The sequence below is a fragment of the Achromobacter sp. HNDS-1 genome (assembly GCF_040084795.1).
Classification (GTDB): Bacteria; Pseudomonadota; Gammaproteobacteria; order Burkholderiales; family Burkholderiaceae_B; genus Achromobacter; species Achromobacter ruhlandii.
On the sequence record NZ_CP157584.1, the window covers coordinates 4,002,002 to 4,017,053 of the forward strand.

General features: G+C 67.6%; 17 protein-coding genes. 6 read left to right on the top strand and 11 right to left on the bottom strand.

The window, feature by feature from the left end:
* Positions 1-19: 19 nt before the first annotated feature.
* A complete protein-coding gene (locus ABFG95_RS18555) occupies positions 20-1,072 on the top strand; it encodes a glycosyltransferase family 2 protein (protein WP_068981286.1) in 1,053 nt (350 codons plus the stop codon).
* Positions 1,072-2,661, top strand: coding sequence for a glycosyltransferase family 39 protein (locus tag ABFG95_RS18560; protein WP_049071294.1), 1,590 nt, complete (start codon positions 1,072-1,074; stop codon positions 2,659-2,661). The genes ABFG95_RS18555 and ABFG95_RS18560 overlap by 1 nt, the downstream gene beginning before the upstream one ends.
* Here the strand turns inward: ABFG95_RS18560 and ABFG95_RS18565 are convergent.
* The gene (locus tag ABFG95_RS18565; protein ID WP_175145883.1) at positions 2,618-3,013 is read right to left on the bottom strand and encodes a GtrA family protein; all 396 of its coding nucleotides are present in this window, start codon (positions 3,011-3,013) and stop codon (positions 2,618-2,620) included. The two genes, ABFG95_RS18560 and ABFG95_RS18565, sit on opposite strands and share 44 nt — an antisense overlap.
* 36 nt (positions 3,014-3,049) lie before the next feature.
* Between ABFG95_RS18565 and ABFG95_RS18570 the strand changes: the two genes are divergently transcribed.
* The gene (locus tag ABFG95_RS18570) at positions 3,050-3,868 is read left to right on the top strand and encodes a ChbG/HpnK family deacetylase (RefSeq protein ID WP_348994831.1); all 819 of its coding nucleotides are present in this window, start codon (positions 3,050-3,052) and stop codon (positions 3,866-3,868) included.
* Positions 3,869-3,906: 38 nt separating this feature from the next.
* Here ABFG95_RS18570 and ABFG95_RS18575 read toward each other — a convergent pair whose 3' ends face one another.
* Entirely contained in the window at positions 3,907-4,770 is an 864-nt protein-coding gene (locus ABFG95_RS18575) for a LysR family transcriptional regulator (protein WP_348994832.1), read from the bottom strand.
* Positions 4,771-4,875: 105 nt separating this feature from the next.
* On the opposite strand from ABFG95_RS18575, the gene ABFG95_RS18580 reads away from it, so the two are divergent.
* Complete coding sequence (locus tag ABFG95_RS18580; RefSeq protein WP_047993461.1) at positions 4,876-5,367, top strand: multidrug/biocide efflux PACE transporter; 492 nt, start codon at positions 4,876-4,878, stop codon at positions 5,365-5,367.
* Here the strand turns inward: ABFG95_RS18580 and ABFG95_RS18585 are convergent.
* From ABFG95_RS18585 to ABFG95_RS18625, 9 genes are all read right to left on the bottom strand, one after another.
* Positions 5,342-5,992 (bottom strand): GntR family transcriptional regulator, encoded by a 651-nt coding sequence (locus tag ABFG95_RS18585; RefSeq protein WP_006392889.1) that lies wholly within the window; start codon positions 5,990-5,992, stop codon positions 5,342-5,344. The genes ABFG95_RS18580 and ABFG95_RS18585 overlap by 26 nt on opposite strands.
* Positions 5,992-6,957, bottom strand: a complete 966-nt coding sequence (locus ABFG95_RS18590) for a branched-chain amino acid ABC transporter permease (protein ID WP_049071298.1) — start codon at positions 6,955-6,957, stop codon at positions 5,992-5,994. The genes ABFG95_RS18585 and ABFG95_RS18590 overlap by 1 nt, the downstream gene beginning before the upstream one ends.
* Before the next feature lies 1 nt (position 6,958).
* Complete coding sequence (locus ABFG95_RS18595) at positions 6,959-7,861, bottom strand: branched-chain amino acid ABC transporter permease (protein ID WP_006388713.1); 903 nt, start codon at positions 7,859-7,861, stop codon at positions 6,959-6,961.
* Positions 7,862-7,973: 112 nt separating this feature from the next.
* Positions 7,974-9,179 (bottom strand): ABC transporter substrate-binding protein, encoded by a 1,206-nt coding sequence (locus ABFG95_RS18600; RefSeq protein WP_049071300.1) that lies wholly within the window; start codon positions 9,177-9,179, stop codon positions 7,974-7,976.
* Positions 9,180-9,265: 86 nt separating this feature from the next.
* A complete protein-coding gene (locus ABFG95_RS18605) occupies positions 9,266-9,985 on the bottom strand; it encodes an ABC transporter ATP-binding protein (RefSeq protein ID WP_054503508.1) in 720 nt (239 codons plus the stop codon).
* Positions 9,978-10,733 carry an ABC transporter ATP-binding protein gene (locus ABFG95_RS18610; protein ID WP_049077448.1) on the bottom strand — a complete coding sequence of 252 codons (756 nt, stop codon included), beginning with the start codon at positions 10,731-10,733 and terminating at the stop codon, positions 9,978-9,980. The genes ABFG95_RS18605 and ABFG95_RS18610 overlap by 8 nt, the downstream gene beginning before the upstream one ends.
* 76 nt (positions 10,734-10,809) lie before the next feature.
* A complete protein-coding gene (locus tag ABFG95_RS18615; RefSeq protein WP_348994833.1) occupies positions 10,810-11,721 on the bottom strand; it encodes a dihydrodipicolinate synthase family protein in 912 nt (303 codons plus the stop codon).
* Positions 11,722-11,977: 256 nt separating this feature from the next.
* Entirely contained in the window at positions 11,978-12,865 is an 888-nt protein-coding gene (locus tag ABFG95_RS18620) for an alpha/beta fold hydrolase (protein WP_049077449.1), read from the bottom strand.
* A 71-nt stretch (positions 12,866-12,936) separates the two neighbouring features.
* Positions 12,937-13,824, bottom strand: a complete 888-nt coding sequence (locus ABFG95_RS18625; RefSeq protein WP_175145885.1) for a LysR family transcriptional regulator — start codon at positions 13,822-13,824, stop codon at positions 12,937-12,939.
* Between the two features lie 94 nt (positions 13,825-13,918).
* Here ABFG95_RS18625 and ABFG95_RS18630 point away from each other — a divergent pair, with 94 nt between their 5' ends.
* Positions 13,919-14,323 carry a CidA/LrgA family protein gene (locus ABFG95_RS18630; protein WP_063583247.1) on the top strand — a complete coding sequence of 135 codons (405 nt, stop codon included), beginning with the start codon at positions 13,919-13,921 and terminating at the stop codon, positions 14,321-14,323.
* A complete protein-coding gene (locus tag ABFG95_RS18635; RefSeq protein WP_063583246.1) occupies positions 14,313-15,005 on the top strand; it encodes an LrgB family protein in 693 nt (230 codons plus the stop codon). The genes ABFG95_RS18630 and ABFG95_RS18635 overlap by 11 nt, the downstream gene beginning before the upstream one ends.
* Positions 15,006-15,052: the final 47 nt, after the last annotated feature.

The following is a 15,052-nucleotide window of genomic DNA, read 5'->3' on the forward strand; positions in this document are numbered from 1 at the left end:
ATTCCACTTCCAGAGCATCATGCATATCCAATTCCGGTCCGAGCCCATGGGGCAGCAAGTCTTGACCAAAGCGTTGCCCGTGGACGCGGTCTGGCGCACGGCGACCGTCAACGTGCCTTACGACGCCTGCGTGACCTGCGTCATTCCCTGCCTGAATGAATGCGAGAACCTGCGCGTGCTGCTGCCGCTGCTGCGCAGCCGGCTGGCGGCGCTGGCCACCGGCTGGGAAATCATCGTCGCCGATGATGGCAGCACCGACGGCACCGAAGCGCTGATGGCCGAATGGTCGCAGTACGACGGCTTTCGCTACGTGCAGCTGTCGCGCAACTTCGGCAAGGAGGCGGCGCTGAGCGCGGGGCTGGAAAGCGCCACCGGCGACGTCGTCATCTGCCTGGACGCCGACATGCAGCACCCGCCGGCCCTGATCGAACAGATGCTGGCGCGCTGGGCCGCGGGCGCCGAGATGGTCTACGCCGTGCGTGAGACCCGCAACGACGAATCCTGGGTCAAGCGCACCGGCGCCCGCTGGTTCTACAAGCTGCTCAGCGGCGCCCGCGGCGTTGATGTGCCGGCTCACGCCGGCGACTTCCGCCTGATGAGCCGCAACGTGGTGGACGCGCTGAACGCGTTGCCCGAGCGCACCCGTTTCATGAAGGGCCTGTACGCCTGGGTCGGCTTCAAGGCCGAGGCCTTGCCGTACACGCCCGACGAACGCATGCATGGCGACAGCCGCTTCGGCGGCATGCGCCTGGCGCGCCTCGCGCTGGACGGCCTGACCGCATTCACCACCTGGCCGCTGCGGCTGGTGAGCCTGGTCGGCGTGCTGTTCGCCGTGCTGGCGATGGCCTACGCGATCTTCCTGGTGATCGATTACCTGGTGTCCGGCAACCCGGTTTCCGGCTGGACCACGATCGTCACCGCGGTGCTGTTCTTTGCGGGCGTCAACCTGATATCGCTGGGCGTGGTGGGCGAGTATGTCGCCCGTATCTTCGACGAGGTCAAAGGGCGCCCGCTGTTCGTGGTGCGCCGTCGCCAGGGGCAGGCCGCCCGCTCCGACAAGGTCGCACACTGATGGGCGCCGCGATGCAAGATCCGGCGCGTTCCTACAGGATCCCGCCGGCGGGATGGTTCCTGCTCGCCATCGGCTTCTGGCTGGCCTTCCTGGCCTGGGTGCGGCCGCTGACGCTGCCCGACGAGGGCCGTTATGCCGGCGTCGCCTGGGACATGCTGCGCAGCGGGTCGCACATGGTGCCGCTGCTCGATGGCATGCCGTATTTCCACAAGCCGCCGCTGTACTACTGGCTGACCGAACTGTCGTTCAGCGTGTTCGGCGTGCATCCCTGGGCGGCGCGCCTGCCGTCGTTGCTGGCGGCCTGGGCCGCGATTGCCGCGCTGTACGGCTTCGTGCGGCGCTATCGCGACGCCGCCACCGCCACGCTGACCGCGCTGGTGCTGGCCACGGTGCCGTTCTTCTATGGCGGCTCGCAGTTCGCCAACCTCGACATGCTGGTGGCCGGCATGATCACGCTGTGCGTGCTGGCCGCGGCCGATACCGTGCTGCGCCTGGAGCGCGGCCAGGCCTATCGCTGGATGTCGCTGGCCGCCGCGGCGCTGGCGGGCCTGGCGGTGCTGGCCAAGGGGCTTATCGGGCTGGTGCTGCCCGGCGCCATCCTGTTCATCTGGCTGGTGTGGGGGCGCCGCTGGCGCGCGCTGGCCGCGTTGCTGTGGCCGCCGGCGCTGCTGGTGTTCGCGGCGGTCGCCGTGCCGTGGTTCGTGCTGATGCAGATCCGCTATCCCGGCTTTTACGACTATTTCTTCGTCTACCAGCACTTCCAGCGCTTTGCCGCCTCCGGCTTCAACAACGCCCAGCCGTTCTGGTTCTACCTGCCGGTGGTGGTGGGCCTGAGCCTGCCGTGGTCCCTGTGGGGCGGCGGCGTGCTGCGCAAGGCCTTCTGGGCCGACGGCCCGCAGCGCGACCTGCGGCGCCTGGCCTTGATCTGGTTCGTCGTGATCGTGGGCTTTTTCTCGCTGCCCAATTCCAAGCTGGTCGGCTACGTGCTGCCGGCGCTTGCGCCGCTGGCCTTCCTGCTGGCCGAAGTGATCGTCGCCGCGGGGCGCCAGAAGTCGGACGAGCTGACACCGCGCCTGGTGCGGATCTGCGTTGGCGTCGGCGCGGGCATCTGCGTGGTGGCCATCGGCATCGCCGCCCACAGTGCCCGGGGCAGCGCGGGACCGCTGGCCGCCGTGGTCCGGCCGCTGGCGCAGCCTGGCGATACCTATGTGTCGCTGCACACCTATCCGTTCGACCTGGCGTTGTACGCCCAGGCGCCCAAGCCGAGCTGGGTGGTGGACGACTGGCTCAATCCGGAAGTGCCGGTGCGCGACAACTGGCGCAAGGAACTCTACGACGCGGCCAAATTCGAACCCGAGGTGGGCAAGCAGGTGCTGATCAGTCCGCAGGAATTCCAGGCCCGCCTGTGCGCGGCGCCCGATGGGGCGCGCTACTGGGTCTGGGGCACCAAATCGGATTCGGGCGCTTACCCCGTGCTGGCGGGGCTGGAGCCGGTGGCGAACAGCGTGAAATACGTGATCTGGCAGGTGGTGTCGGACGCCGCCTTCAAGCAGCGGGTTTGTGGCGGAATGCCCAAAGCCGGCTCGTGATGAAGGTGGCGATCGCCAGGCCGATCAGGATGAACGCCAGCAGGATGTCGTAGCGGACGGCGGTTACCCGCAGCAACCAGGCGTAAGCGGATTCATTGATGACGAAGCCCGCGGCTGAAATGAAGAAGAAACGACGTACTGCTATGGTCCAGGGTGTTCTCGAATGTCTGAACGTGAGCCGATAGTGTCCGCTGAAGGACACCACGAACGCCACCAGCCAGCCGAGCAGGTTGGCCAGGAGCGGCGCGGCGCCCAGGCCTTCGACGCAGGCGACGGCGACGCCCCAGTGGGTGGCGGCCGCTGCGCATCCGACAATGATGAACAGGGTGACTTGCTGGACCAGGGCGCGCATGTGGGGCGTGTCGATGAAAAAAAGCGGGGTGAGAGCTTGACCAAACGCATAGTGGTTTGCGGTGATGATTTTGGCATGAATGCCGACATTGATGAAGGCATGATCACGCTGGCCGGCATGGGCCGGTTGAGCGCGGTCAGCTGCCTGTCGCTGGGCCCGACCTTCAACGCCAACGCCGCGCGGCTGGCCGCGCAGGATGCCGATCTCGGCCTGCATGTGAACTTCACCGAGCCCTTGGGCAATGCGTTCGATGCCGACCTGCCGTCGCTGTCGCAACTGATCCTGCGCGCCTACACCCGCCGCCTGGACATGGCCTGGATCGACCAGCATCTGGCGCGCCAGTTCGACGCTTTCGAGGCGGCCTTCGGCCGCGCGCCCGACTATGTCGACGGGCATCAGCACGTGCACCAACTGCCGATGATCCGCGAGCGCCTGCTGGCCATGCTCAAGCAGCGCTACGGCGCGCGCATGCCGTGGTTGCGCCAGACCGCGCCTGGCATGCTTTCCGGTATTCCGCTGAAGGAATCGATCAAGGCCCGCATCATCGGCGCGCTGGGCGCAGCCGAACTGGGCCGCCGCGCCAGCCGCGAAGGCCTGCGCACCAACCGGCGCCTGCTGGGCGTGTACGGTTTCGAAGGCGGCAAGCGGCGTTACGCCGACCTGCTGCAGAACTGGCTGTTCAATGCCCGGGATTGCGACCTTCTGATGTGCCACCCGGCCAAGGACTGCCAGGACGACAGCGCCATGGCGCGCCAGCGCCGCGCGGAATATGACGTGCTGGCCTGCCCCAAGCTCGGCGACTGGCTGGCCGCCAACGGCGTGCGCATTTCACGCCTGCCGCTCAACGCGCGCTAGGCGCGCCGGGGACGCCAGGGCGTCCGCGTTTTCCGTCATCAGGCCCGCGTCAGGCTCTGCAGCAGCCAGGCGCCGGCGGGCCCCAGCGGGCGGCGGGTCGACCACACCGCGTCCACCCGGATCTGGCGCGGCCAGCCCGGCACCGCCAGTTCCACCAGCTGCCCGCGGCCGAAGCGCTGCAACATCCAGCGCGGCAGTTCGGTCCAGCCGAATCCCAGCGTGGCCATTTCCAGCAGCATCAGGTAGCCCGGCGCCGACCAGGTCGACTGCGACGGCGCGGAGTCCTTGTCGTCCAGCTCATAGGTGCTCAGGCGCAGCTCGCGCTCGGTCTTCAGGTGGTCCCGGGTGACCCCCGACAGCGTCGCCAGCGGATGGCCGCGGCCCACGCACAGCACGATCTCCGACGCTTCGCGCAGCGTCGCGTGGGCCATGTCGGGCGGATAGCTTTCCTGCGCCGCCATCAGCCCCAGGTGGGCGCGGCCCTGCTGCACCAGCGCCACCACGTCCTCGTATTCCGCGATCAGGCATTCGAAGCGCAGCGCCGGATAGCGCTGGTCGATCTGGCTGAGCATGTTCTCAAAGGTTTCGGACTGAAACGTATCCGACAGCACCACGGTCAGGCGCGGCTCCAGGCCGGCCGACAGCTGGCTGGCGCTGCGGTTCAGGCGGTCGTTGGCCCCCAGCACCTGCAACGCCTGGCCCAGCAGCACCTGGCCGGCCTCGGTCAGGGATGGCTGGCGCTGGCTGCGGTCGAACAGCGTCACGTTCAGGTCGACCTCGAGGTTGGCGATGGTCTCGCTGACGGTGGACTGGCTCTTGCCCAGCTTGCGGGCCGCCGCTGAAAAGGTGCCCTCGGCGGCCACCTGGGCGAAGGTGGCCAGGGATTCCAGGGAATGGCGCATGGTGGGGTGTTGTATCGGAATTTCCGATGGATTCTATCTTTATCGTACCGGAAATATCGTCGAAAATCCTCCGGTCACTGAAACAAACGACCTCAGAGGTGGGTCATGACGCAAGCCAAGAAAACCATCAAAGAGCGCTTCATCCACGCTTTCCTGTTCGAAATCCTCGCCATCGGCCTGTGCGCGCCGGTGGCCGCCTGGGCCATGGGCAAGTCGCTGTTCGAAATGGGCGTGTTGACCGCCGTGATCGCCTGGATCGCGCTGGTCTGGAACATGATCTACAACGCCGGCTTCGACCGCCTCGAAAATCGCCTGGGCATCACCCGCAACCTGCGCGTGCGCGTGATCCACGCGTTCGGCTTCGAGCTCGGGCTGATCCTGATCGTGATCCCGCTGGCCGCCTGGTGGCTGAACATCAGCCTGTGGCAGGCCTTCGTGCTGGACATCGCGCTGGTGCTGTTCTACCTGCCGTACGCCTTCTTCTACAACCTGGGCTACGACCGCGCCCGCCCGCGCGTCATGGCCTGGCTGGCGCGCGGCGCCAAGGACGCCGCCGCCCCGGCCGCGAGCGCTACGCGTCAATCACCTTGCGCGTAAACATCTCCAGGTAGTCCATCAGCGAATCCGCGCCCTGGATGGCCGCCGCTTCGTCGCCCGTGGCGATGCCGGCGGCCATGGCCATGTGGCGGCGCGCGCCCTCGGCGATGTCGCCCTCGTGCTGGTAGGCGTACCAGAAGCGCCGGCACTGGATGATCAGCGGTTCCACCGCGTTCACCGCCGACACGTTGCGGCAGGCGCTGTGGCAGACGTGGTCGAGCAACTGGTCGGCCTGCATGTAGTCGTCCAGGTTGCCGCCCTCGGCCGCGCGCACCATCTGCGTCGCGCATTCGACGATCTGGGCGCGTTGCGCCGGCGTGGCGCGGCGCGCGGCGCTGGCGGCGATCAACTGCTCCAGCGCCCGGCGGGTCTGGATCAGGTCCATGTGGTCGGCCAGCTGGATCATCGAGACCCGCAGGCCGCGCCGCGGTTCCTGGCGGATCAGGCCGGCCGCCACCATGCGCAGCAAAGCTTCGCGCAGCGGGGTGCGGCCCAGGCCGGTCTTTTCGACCAGATCGGCTTCCACCACCGCGCTGCCCGGCTGCAATTGCAGGGTGGCGATCATGCTTTCGATCTGGTCATAGGCGACGTCTGCCGCGCGCCTTTTGGGTTCTGCTCCTGCCATCAACGGTTGTTTTCCTTCGTTTTGCGCCACTGCGTGTAGGCCAGCCATTCGCCGACGAACCCGCGCCGGAAGAACGACACGCACAACACGAAAATCAACCCGATGACGATGGTGACGACATCGCCCAGGGTGGCCAGGTAGTTCTGCAGGCTGACGACCAGCGTGGCGCCCACCACGGGGCCCCACACGGTGCCGATCCCGCCCAGCAGCGTCATCAGCAGGACTTCGGTGGAGGTGGCCAGCGACACGTCGTTCAGCGCCACCAGCTGCAGCACCAGCGCCTTGAGCGAACCCGCCAGGCCGGCCACCGAGGCCGACAGCACGAACGCCAGCAGCTTGCACCGATCCGTATCGTACCCCAGCGAAATCGCCCGCGGCGCGTTGTCGCGGATGGTCTTGAGCACCTGCCCGAAGGGCGAATGGATGACCCGGTAGACGAACAGGAACCCCAGCACGAACACGCCTAGCGTGAAGTAATACATGTTGGTGTCGGCGCTCAGGTCGACCAGGCCCAGGAACTTGCCGCGCGGAATGCCCTGCATGCCGTCCTCGCCGCGCGTCCAGCGCACCTGCACCGCCATGAAATAGGCCACCTGCGACAGCGCCAGCGTGATCATGGCGAAATAGATGCCGGTGCGGCGGATCGCCAGCCAGCCGATGGCATAGCCGATGGCGGCGGCCATGGCCACGCCGCACAGCATCGCCAGCTCGGGCGGCAGGCCGGCCGCTCCGTACAGGATCATCATTTCGCCGGCGGCATAGCCGGCCCAGCCGAAGAAGGCGGCATGGCCGAACGACACCAGGCCGGTGAAGCCGGTCAGCAGGTTGAAGGCCAGCGCGAACAGCGCGAAGCACAGCACCTTCATCACGAATACCGGATAGACCACTTGCGGGAACCACGGAACCAGCAGCGCGGGCACCAGCAGCAGCGCCAGGATGCGGAGGGAAAGAGGAAAGCGCGACACCTTATTTCTCCTTGCCGAACAGGCCCGCGGGGCGCGTCAGCAGCACCACCGCCATCACGATGAACACGACCACGGTGGACGCTTCGGGGTAGAACACCTTGGCCAGGCCCTCCAGCAGGCCCAGCGCCAGGCCGGTGACGATGGCGCCCATGATCGAGCCGAGGCCACCGATCACCACCACCGCGAACACGATATTGAGCAGGTTGGAGCCCATCAGCGGGTTGATCTGCATGACGGGCGCGGCCAGCACGCCCGCCACGCCGGCCAGCGCCACGCCGAAGCCGTAGGTCAGGGTGATCATCACCGGCACGTTGACGCCGAAGGCCTGCAGCAGCCGGGCGTTCTCGGTGCCGGCGCGCAGCAGCGCGCCCAGGCGGGTGCGCTCGAACAGGTACCAGGTCAGCAGGCACAGCAGCAGCGACGCCACCACCACGAAGGCGCGGTACGCCGGCAGGAACATGAAGCCCAGGTCGAAGCCGCCCTGCAGGATCTCGGGCGGCTCGTAGCCCACGCCGGAAATGCCGTAGAAGTAGCGGAACCCGCCTTCCATCATCAGCGCGATGCCGAAGGTCAGCAGCAGGCCGTACAGGTGGTCCAGATGGTAGAGTCGCTTGAGCAGCGTCTTCTCGATGACCACCCCGACCGCGCCGACAATCAGCGGCGCCAGCACCAGCGCCGCCCAGAAATTGATCTGCGCGCCCGGGCCCAGCAGCTGCGGCAGCTGGGTGAAGCCGATCCACGCCAGGAACGCCGCCATCATGAACTGGGCGCCGTGGGTGAAATTGACGATGTTGAGCAGGCCGAAGATGATGGCCAGTCCCATGCTGAGGATGGCGTAGAAGCAGCCGTTGATCAGCCCCACCAGCAGTTGGGCGAGCAGGGCGGGAAGCGAGATGTCGAACATAGTGGGCGGCGGTCGGACACGGGACGCGTCGGGTTGCGGGAGGCGCGCGCCAGCGCGCGCCACGGGCGGATCGCTCCGGCGCCGGGCGGGGGCCGCCCGGCGCCGGGCGCCGTCATGACTTGTTCAACGCGCAGGCGGCCTGCGGCTTGGGGAAGACCTCGTCGCCCTTGAGCACGGCCTTGACGTGGTAGTAGTCCCACGGCGCCTTGGACTCGGCCGGCGCCTTCACCTGCAACAGCAGCATGTCATGCACCAGCGCGCCGTCCGCGCGCAGCTTGCCGTTGCGGATCACGGCGTCGTTGATGGTCATCTCGCGCAGCTTGGCCATGACCGCCGGCGCCTCGTCGGTGCCGGCCGCCTCGATCGCCTTCAGGTACGACAGCGTGGCCGAGTAGACGCCGGCCTGCGAGGCCGTCGGCATTTTCTTGGCCTTCTCGAAGAACTTCCTGGCCCAGGCGCGCGAGGCGTCGTCGTAATCCCAATAGAACGCCTCGGTCAGGTACATGCCCTGCGCCTTGGCCAGGCCCATGCTGTGCACGTCCGAGATATAGGTCAGTAGCGGCGCCACGATCTGCTTCTTGGTGATGCCGAACTCGTTGGCCTGCTTGACCGCGTTGACGGTGTCGTTGCCGGCGTTGGCCAGGGCGATCACGTCGGCCTTGGAGGCCTGCGCCTTCAGCAGGAACGACGAGAAATCGTTGCCGGGGAAGGGATGGCGCGACACGCCGACGACGCTGCCGCCGTTCTCCTGGATGACTTCGGTCGCGTCCTTCTCCAGCGAGTGGCCGAAGGTATAGTCGGCGGTGATGAAGTACCAGGTCTTCTTGCCTTCCTTGACCAGCGCGCGCGCCGTGCCCGCCGCCAGCGCGTAGGTGTTGGTGGTCCACTGCGCGTTCAGCGGCGAGCATTTTTCGCCCAGGATCGCGGTCGACAGGCCCGCGGACGGCATGGTCACGCGGTTCTTCTGGCGCGCGATCTCCATCACGGCCAGCGCGGTCGAGGCGGTGGGAAAGTCGGTGATCATGTCGACCTTGCCCTGGTCGAACCATTCGCGCGCCAGGTTGGCGGCGACGTCGGGCTTGTTCTGGTGGTCGGCGGCCACCACTTCGACCGGCTTGCCCAGCACTTTGTTGCCCATCTCTTCGGCCGCCATGCGCGCCGCGATCACCGAGCCGTTGCCGGCCAGGTCGGAATAGACGCCGGACAGGTCGGTCAGCACGCCGACCTTGACGATGCCGTCGCTGATGCCGGCCTCGGCGTGGGCGACGCCCGCCAGGCCGATGGCGCACAGCGCCGCTGCGATTCGATTCAATTTCATCTGACTACGCTCCGTAGGGGAATGGGGGGACTGCGGTCGGAAGCACCACGGGAACTGCAACGACGGGGAACTGCGCGCGACGGCCTTCAGATGCCGAGCAGGGTGTTGAGCCGGTCCTGCGACCGCTCGACCTCGGCCCGCTCGATCACGGCGGCCACCTGGCCATGCTCGATGACGTAATGGCGGTCGGCCAGGTGCCGGGCGAAGCGGAAGTTCTGCTCGACCAGCACGGTGGTGTAGCCGCGCTCCTGCAATTGCCGGATCACCCGGCCCAGCGCCTGCACGATGACAGGCGCCAGCCCTTCGGTGATTTCATCGAGCAGCAGCAGGCGGGCGCCGGTGCGCAGGATGCGCGCCATCGCCAGCATCTGCTGCTCGCCGCCCGACAGCCGGGTGCCGGGGCTGTGGGCGCGTTCCTTCAGGTTGGGGAACATCGTGTAGATCTCTTCCACCGACATGCCGTCCGGCCCCACCGAGGGCAACAGCATGAGGTTCTCCTCGGCGGTCAGCGAGGCGTAGATGCCGCGCTCTTCGGGGCAATAGCCGATGCCCCGGCGCGCGATCTTGTGCGGCGGCAGGCCGATGGTTTCCTGGCCTTGCACCTTGATGGAGCCGCTGCGCCGGCCCACCAGGCCCAGCACCGACTTCAGGGTCGAACTGCGTCCGGCGCCGTTGCGGCCCAGCAGCGTGATGCACTCGCCCGCCTTCACGTCCAGGTCGATGCCGTGCAGGATGTGCGATTCGCCATACCAGGCGTGCAGATCGCGGATCTCCAGCATGGACCGCGCCGGGGTCTTGTCATTCATCTTCCGCTCCCATGTACGCTTCGCGCACCGCGGGGTTCGCGGACACCTCGGCGTACGGACCCTCGGCCAGGATCTCGCCGCGTTGCAGGACGGTGATGGTGTCGCAGATGTCGGCCACCACCTTCATGTTGTGTTCCACCATCAGGATGCTGCGGCCGGCCGAGACCTGCTTGATCAGGTGCTTGACGCGGTCCACGTCCTCGTGGCCCATGCCCTGCGTCGGCTCATCCAGCAACAGCAGCTCGGGCTCCAGCGCCAGCGTGGTGGCGATCTCCAGCGTGCGCTTGCGGCCGTAGGGCAGGTCGCCGGCGGCCACGTCCAGCTGCGCGCGCAGGCCGACCTGGTCGAGCAATTCCTCGACCCGCGCATGCAGCCGCTCCAGCGAGCGCTCCGAACGCCAGAAGCAGTAGTCCACGCCCAGCTTGCGCTGTAAGGCCACGCGCACGTTCTCGCGCACCGACAGCTGCGCAAACACCGCCGAGATCTGGAACGAGCGCACGATGCCGCGCCGCGCCGTCTGCGCCGGCCGTTCGCCGGTGATGTCGACGCCGTCGTAGACGATCTGGCCGCGGGTCGGGATGTGGAACTTGGTGAGCAGGTTGAAGACCGTGGTCTTGCCGGCCCCGTTGGGACCGATCAGCGCATGGATCGCGCCGCGCCTGACGCTCAGGTTGACGTCGTTGACCGCCACGAAGCCGCGGAATTCCTTGGTGAGGCCCCGGGTCTGAAGGATGATGTCGCTGTGCATGGTGTCCGAGAGGCTGGCGCAAGGACGGCGCGCCACGGCCATGCGGGCGCGCCGGTCCTGCTTCGGGCTGGGTCGTTTACTTCGACTGGTATTGCCGCGGCCGCTTGGCCAGCGCCGCTTCGATGATGCCGGCGCAGCGCTCGCGCTCGGCGCCCACCAGCGGCAGGCGCGGACGACGCACGTGCTCGTTGCCGACGCCGGCCAGGGTCTCGGCCAGCTTGATGTTCTGCACCAGCTTGGTCGACACATCCAGGTGCAGCAGCGGCGTGAACCACTGGTACAGCGCCAGCGCTTCCTGCCACTTGCCGGCCTTCATCAGGTCGTACAGCGCCACGGTCTCGCGCGGGAAGGCGGTCACCAGGCCGGCCAGCAGGCCGTCGGCGCCCAGCGCCAGGGCTTCGAACGACAGGTCGTCGACGCCGATGAACAGCTGATAGCGGTCGCCCAGCTTGTTGCGCAGGTCGGTCACGCGGCGGATGTCGTCGCTGCTTTCCTTGATCGCCACCAGCCAGGGGCAGTCGGCCAGCTCGACCATGTGCTCGGGCTTGAGGTCGACGCGGTAGGCGACCGGGTTGTTGTAGATCATGCAGGGCTTGGCGGCGGCCTCGGCCATGGTGCGGATGCTCTGCATCGCCTCGCGCGCATCGGCCACGTAGATGAGCGAGGGCATCAGCATGAAGCCGTCCACGCCCAGGTCCACCGCCGCCTTGATGAAGCGCAGCGCCTCGCGGGTGCTGGTCTCCGACACGTTGGCCAGCACCGGGATGCGGCCGCCGCTGACTTCCACGGCGCAACGCGTCACGGCCAGCTTTTCCTCCAGCGTCAGGGTGCTGGCTTCGCCCAGCGAACCGCAGGTGACGAGGCCATGCACGCCGTTGTCGATCAGGAAGCCGAAGTGCTTGCGCATCGCTTCGAAGTCGAGGGTTTCGTCGGCATGGAACTTACTGGTTACGGCAGGAAAGACGCCCTGCCAACGCACGTTACTCAACTGGATTCTCCTCGGATGGCCGGCGCCGCGAAGGAAGGGCGGCGGGTGGGAGAAAGTCTAATATCTGCTAAATATATTTAGAAGATATTTTGATATGGGAGTTTCCCGAGAGCGGGTTTCCCCGGGGAGGACGGCGCGGGCGCCTGATAAAAGGCGCAGGTAAATGGGCGGCAAGGGAGCCAGCGAATGCCGGGCGCGCACGCCCGATCTCGCCGGCGCAACGGATGGCTCGACCCGTGGTTGCGCGGCGCGAGGGTCAGCCGGCCTTGCGTTGATAGGCGCGGCTGGCGTCGCGCATGAAAGTCTTCACGGCGTCGTCGTATTGCTCGCCGCTGCGGAACGCGCCCGAATGCGTCGCGCCCTCGATCTTGACCAGCCGCTTCAGCTCGGGCGCCACGCCTCGGGCGGCGGCGTAGAGCTCATCGCTCATCGTGTGCGGCACCACCCGATCGGCGGTGCCATGCATGAACAGCATCGGGGTATGGAGCTGCGCCAGCGTCTGCACCGAGTCGAACGGTTGCGTGACCAGCAGGCTGGCGCCGGGCACGCGGCCCCACTTCATGGTGGCCAGCATCGCGCTGATGCTGGTGAAACTGGACTCCACGATCAGCCCGGCGAAGTCCGGTTGTTCCGGGCGCGCCGCCAGGTTGATGGCGATGGCGCCGCCCAGGCTGTGGCCATAGACGAAGCGGCGCGCCGGGTCCGGTTGCAACCGGGCCAGTTCCTTCAAGCCGGCCATGGCGTCCTCCAGCGCGCTGGCCTCGGACGGCAGGCGCGGCGTCGACGCGCCGAAGCCCCGGTAGTCGATGGCGAGCACGGAATAGCCCTTGCGGGTCCAGCCGTCGATGCGGAACGCGCTGCCGTTCAGGTTCCAGCGCGCGCCGTGCAGATACAGCACGGTGGGCGCGTCGGCTTGCGGGCTTTGCCAATACCAGGCCCGCACCTTGTCGCCATTGGCCAGCGCCAGGTCGTAGACCTGCGTGCCCTTGGCCGGCTCTCGCCACCAGGTCTGCGGCTCGGACTGCGGGGAGAAGATGGTCTGGCGTTGCCAGGAGTCGAGTTGCGAGCACCCGACCACGCTGGCGGCGGCGAGCACGGCGGCGCCGATCAGGCGGCGGACGGTGAATCGGGGCAGGGCGGGCATGATGGATGAGACCCACGCCGACGAGCGTGGTTGCGCCGCCAGCATACAACGCGGATCGTTGGCGGATCGCTTCAAGCCGTGTCCGGATGCATCTCGCGCGCCAGGGCCAGCCAGGCCTGCGCCGCCGGCGACAGATACCCGCCACGCCGCCACACCAGGCCCATCTCCCAGTCGGTCCGGGCATCGCGCAGCGGCACCAGCGCCACGCCCGCGTGCCGTTCTTCCTCGGCCTTCACGCGGGGCAGGAAGGCCACGCCCAGTCCGGCGCTGACCAGCGCCACGATGAAGTCGATCTGGCCGCTGCGCGCCGCGATGGCCGGCGCGAAACCGGCCCGTTGGCAGGCTTCCTGGATGATGCGGTTGAGGGCGAACCCGGTCTCGAACAGGATGAAAGGCGAATCGCGCAACTGTTCCAGGCCGACGGTGGCGGCGCGGGCACGCGCATGATCGGCTGGCAGCAGCGCCATCAGCGGCTCGCGCGCCACCGGCTGCCAGTCGAAATCCTCGGAGACCGGTCGCAGCGACGCCGCCAGCTCGATCTCGCCGGCCATGACCATTTCCTCCAGCCGGTGGCCGCCGTGTTCCAGCAGGCTGATCTCGACCTGCGGATAGCGGCTGCGAAAGCGCGCGAACATGGGCGCGAACAGTGTGCTGCTGCCCAGCGGCGGCAGGCCCAGCCGCAGCACGCCGCGCTTGAGGCCGCGCAACTCGTCCAGCTCGGCGTACAGATCGTCGCGTTCGGCCAACATCTTTACGGCCCGCCGGTACACGATTTCGCCGGCGTCTGTCAGCCGGGGCGGCTGCGCCTGGCGGTCCAGCAGCGGCATCCCGATTTCATCCTCCAGCTGGCGCACCGCCTTGCTGACCGTGGGCTGAGTGGCGAAAACGACTTTGGCGGCCTGGGAGAAGCCACCCTGGCGGACCACCTCCACCAGCGCGCGCAGCGGGCGCAGATCCATGGTTATGCCTGATTTGAATAGGGGGAATTCAACAAATTCATTTTATCTATGGCCATGCCCGGCGTAAAACGTTCCCTGTCCGCTGGAAATTTCCATGTCTCGCCCTCGCTACCCCATCGTCCTGCGCAGCCTGCTGCGCCGCAGCCGCGTGCTGCAGATCGTTCTCCTCATCCTGTTCTCCCTGCTGGGCCAGGCGCTGGCCAATGTCGCCGGCCTGCCGATCCCCGGCGGCGTCATCGGCATGGCGCTGGTGCTGGCGTTGCTGGCTTCGGGCCTGCTGCGGGTGCGCAACGTGCACCGGGGTGCGAGCTGGCTGCTGGGCGAGATGCTGTTGTTCTTCGTGCCCGCCGTGATGTCGCTGCTGGACCACCGTGAATTCCTGGGCGTGCTGGGCGCCAAGCTGCTGGCCGTGATCCTGCTGGGCACGGCCCTGGTCATGGTCGGCACGGCGCTGACGATCGACCTCTGCTACCGCTGGATGAACCGCCATGCGCGCTGAATTCAACCTGCTTTTCTGGCCGCTGGCCACGGTACTGGCCTATGCCTGCGCGCGCCTGTTCTACCGCCGCTATGCCTATTGGTGGACCTCCACGCTGGTGGTGGCTCCGGCTTTATTGCTGATGCTGGCGCTGCTGCTGCATACCGGCTACCGCGACTACATGTCGGGTTCGCACTGGCTGATGATGATGCTGGGCCCGGTGATCGTCGCGTTCGCGCTGCCGCTGTACGAGCAGCGCGCGTTGATCCGGCGCTACTGGCCGGTGCTGGTGGCGGGCGTGGCGGTCGGTAGCGCCATTGCCGGCGCCAGCGCCTGGCTGCTGGGCAGCCTGCTGGACCTGCCGCCAGACCTGCGGCTGAGCCTGCTGCCGCGTTCGGTGGCCACGCCGTTCGCGGTGGCGGTTTCCTCGCACGTCGGCGGCGCGCCGGACCTGACGGCGGTGTTCGTGATCGTCACCGGGGTGTTCGGCGCGGCCATCGGCCAGTTCATGCGGCGCTGGCTGCCGCTGCGCTCGGCCCTGGCGCGCGGCGCGCTGTTCGGCATGGGCGCGCATGGCGCCGGCACGGCCAAGGCGCGCGAACTGGCGGCCGAGGAGGGCGCGGTCGCAGGCCTGGTGATGGTGATGGCGGGCCTGTTCAACGTGCTCGTCACGCCGGCCGTGGTAGTGGCCCTGCTGGCCTGACGGCGTGGTGGACACGGCGGCCGGCCGACGCTTGCAGGCGCCGGCGG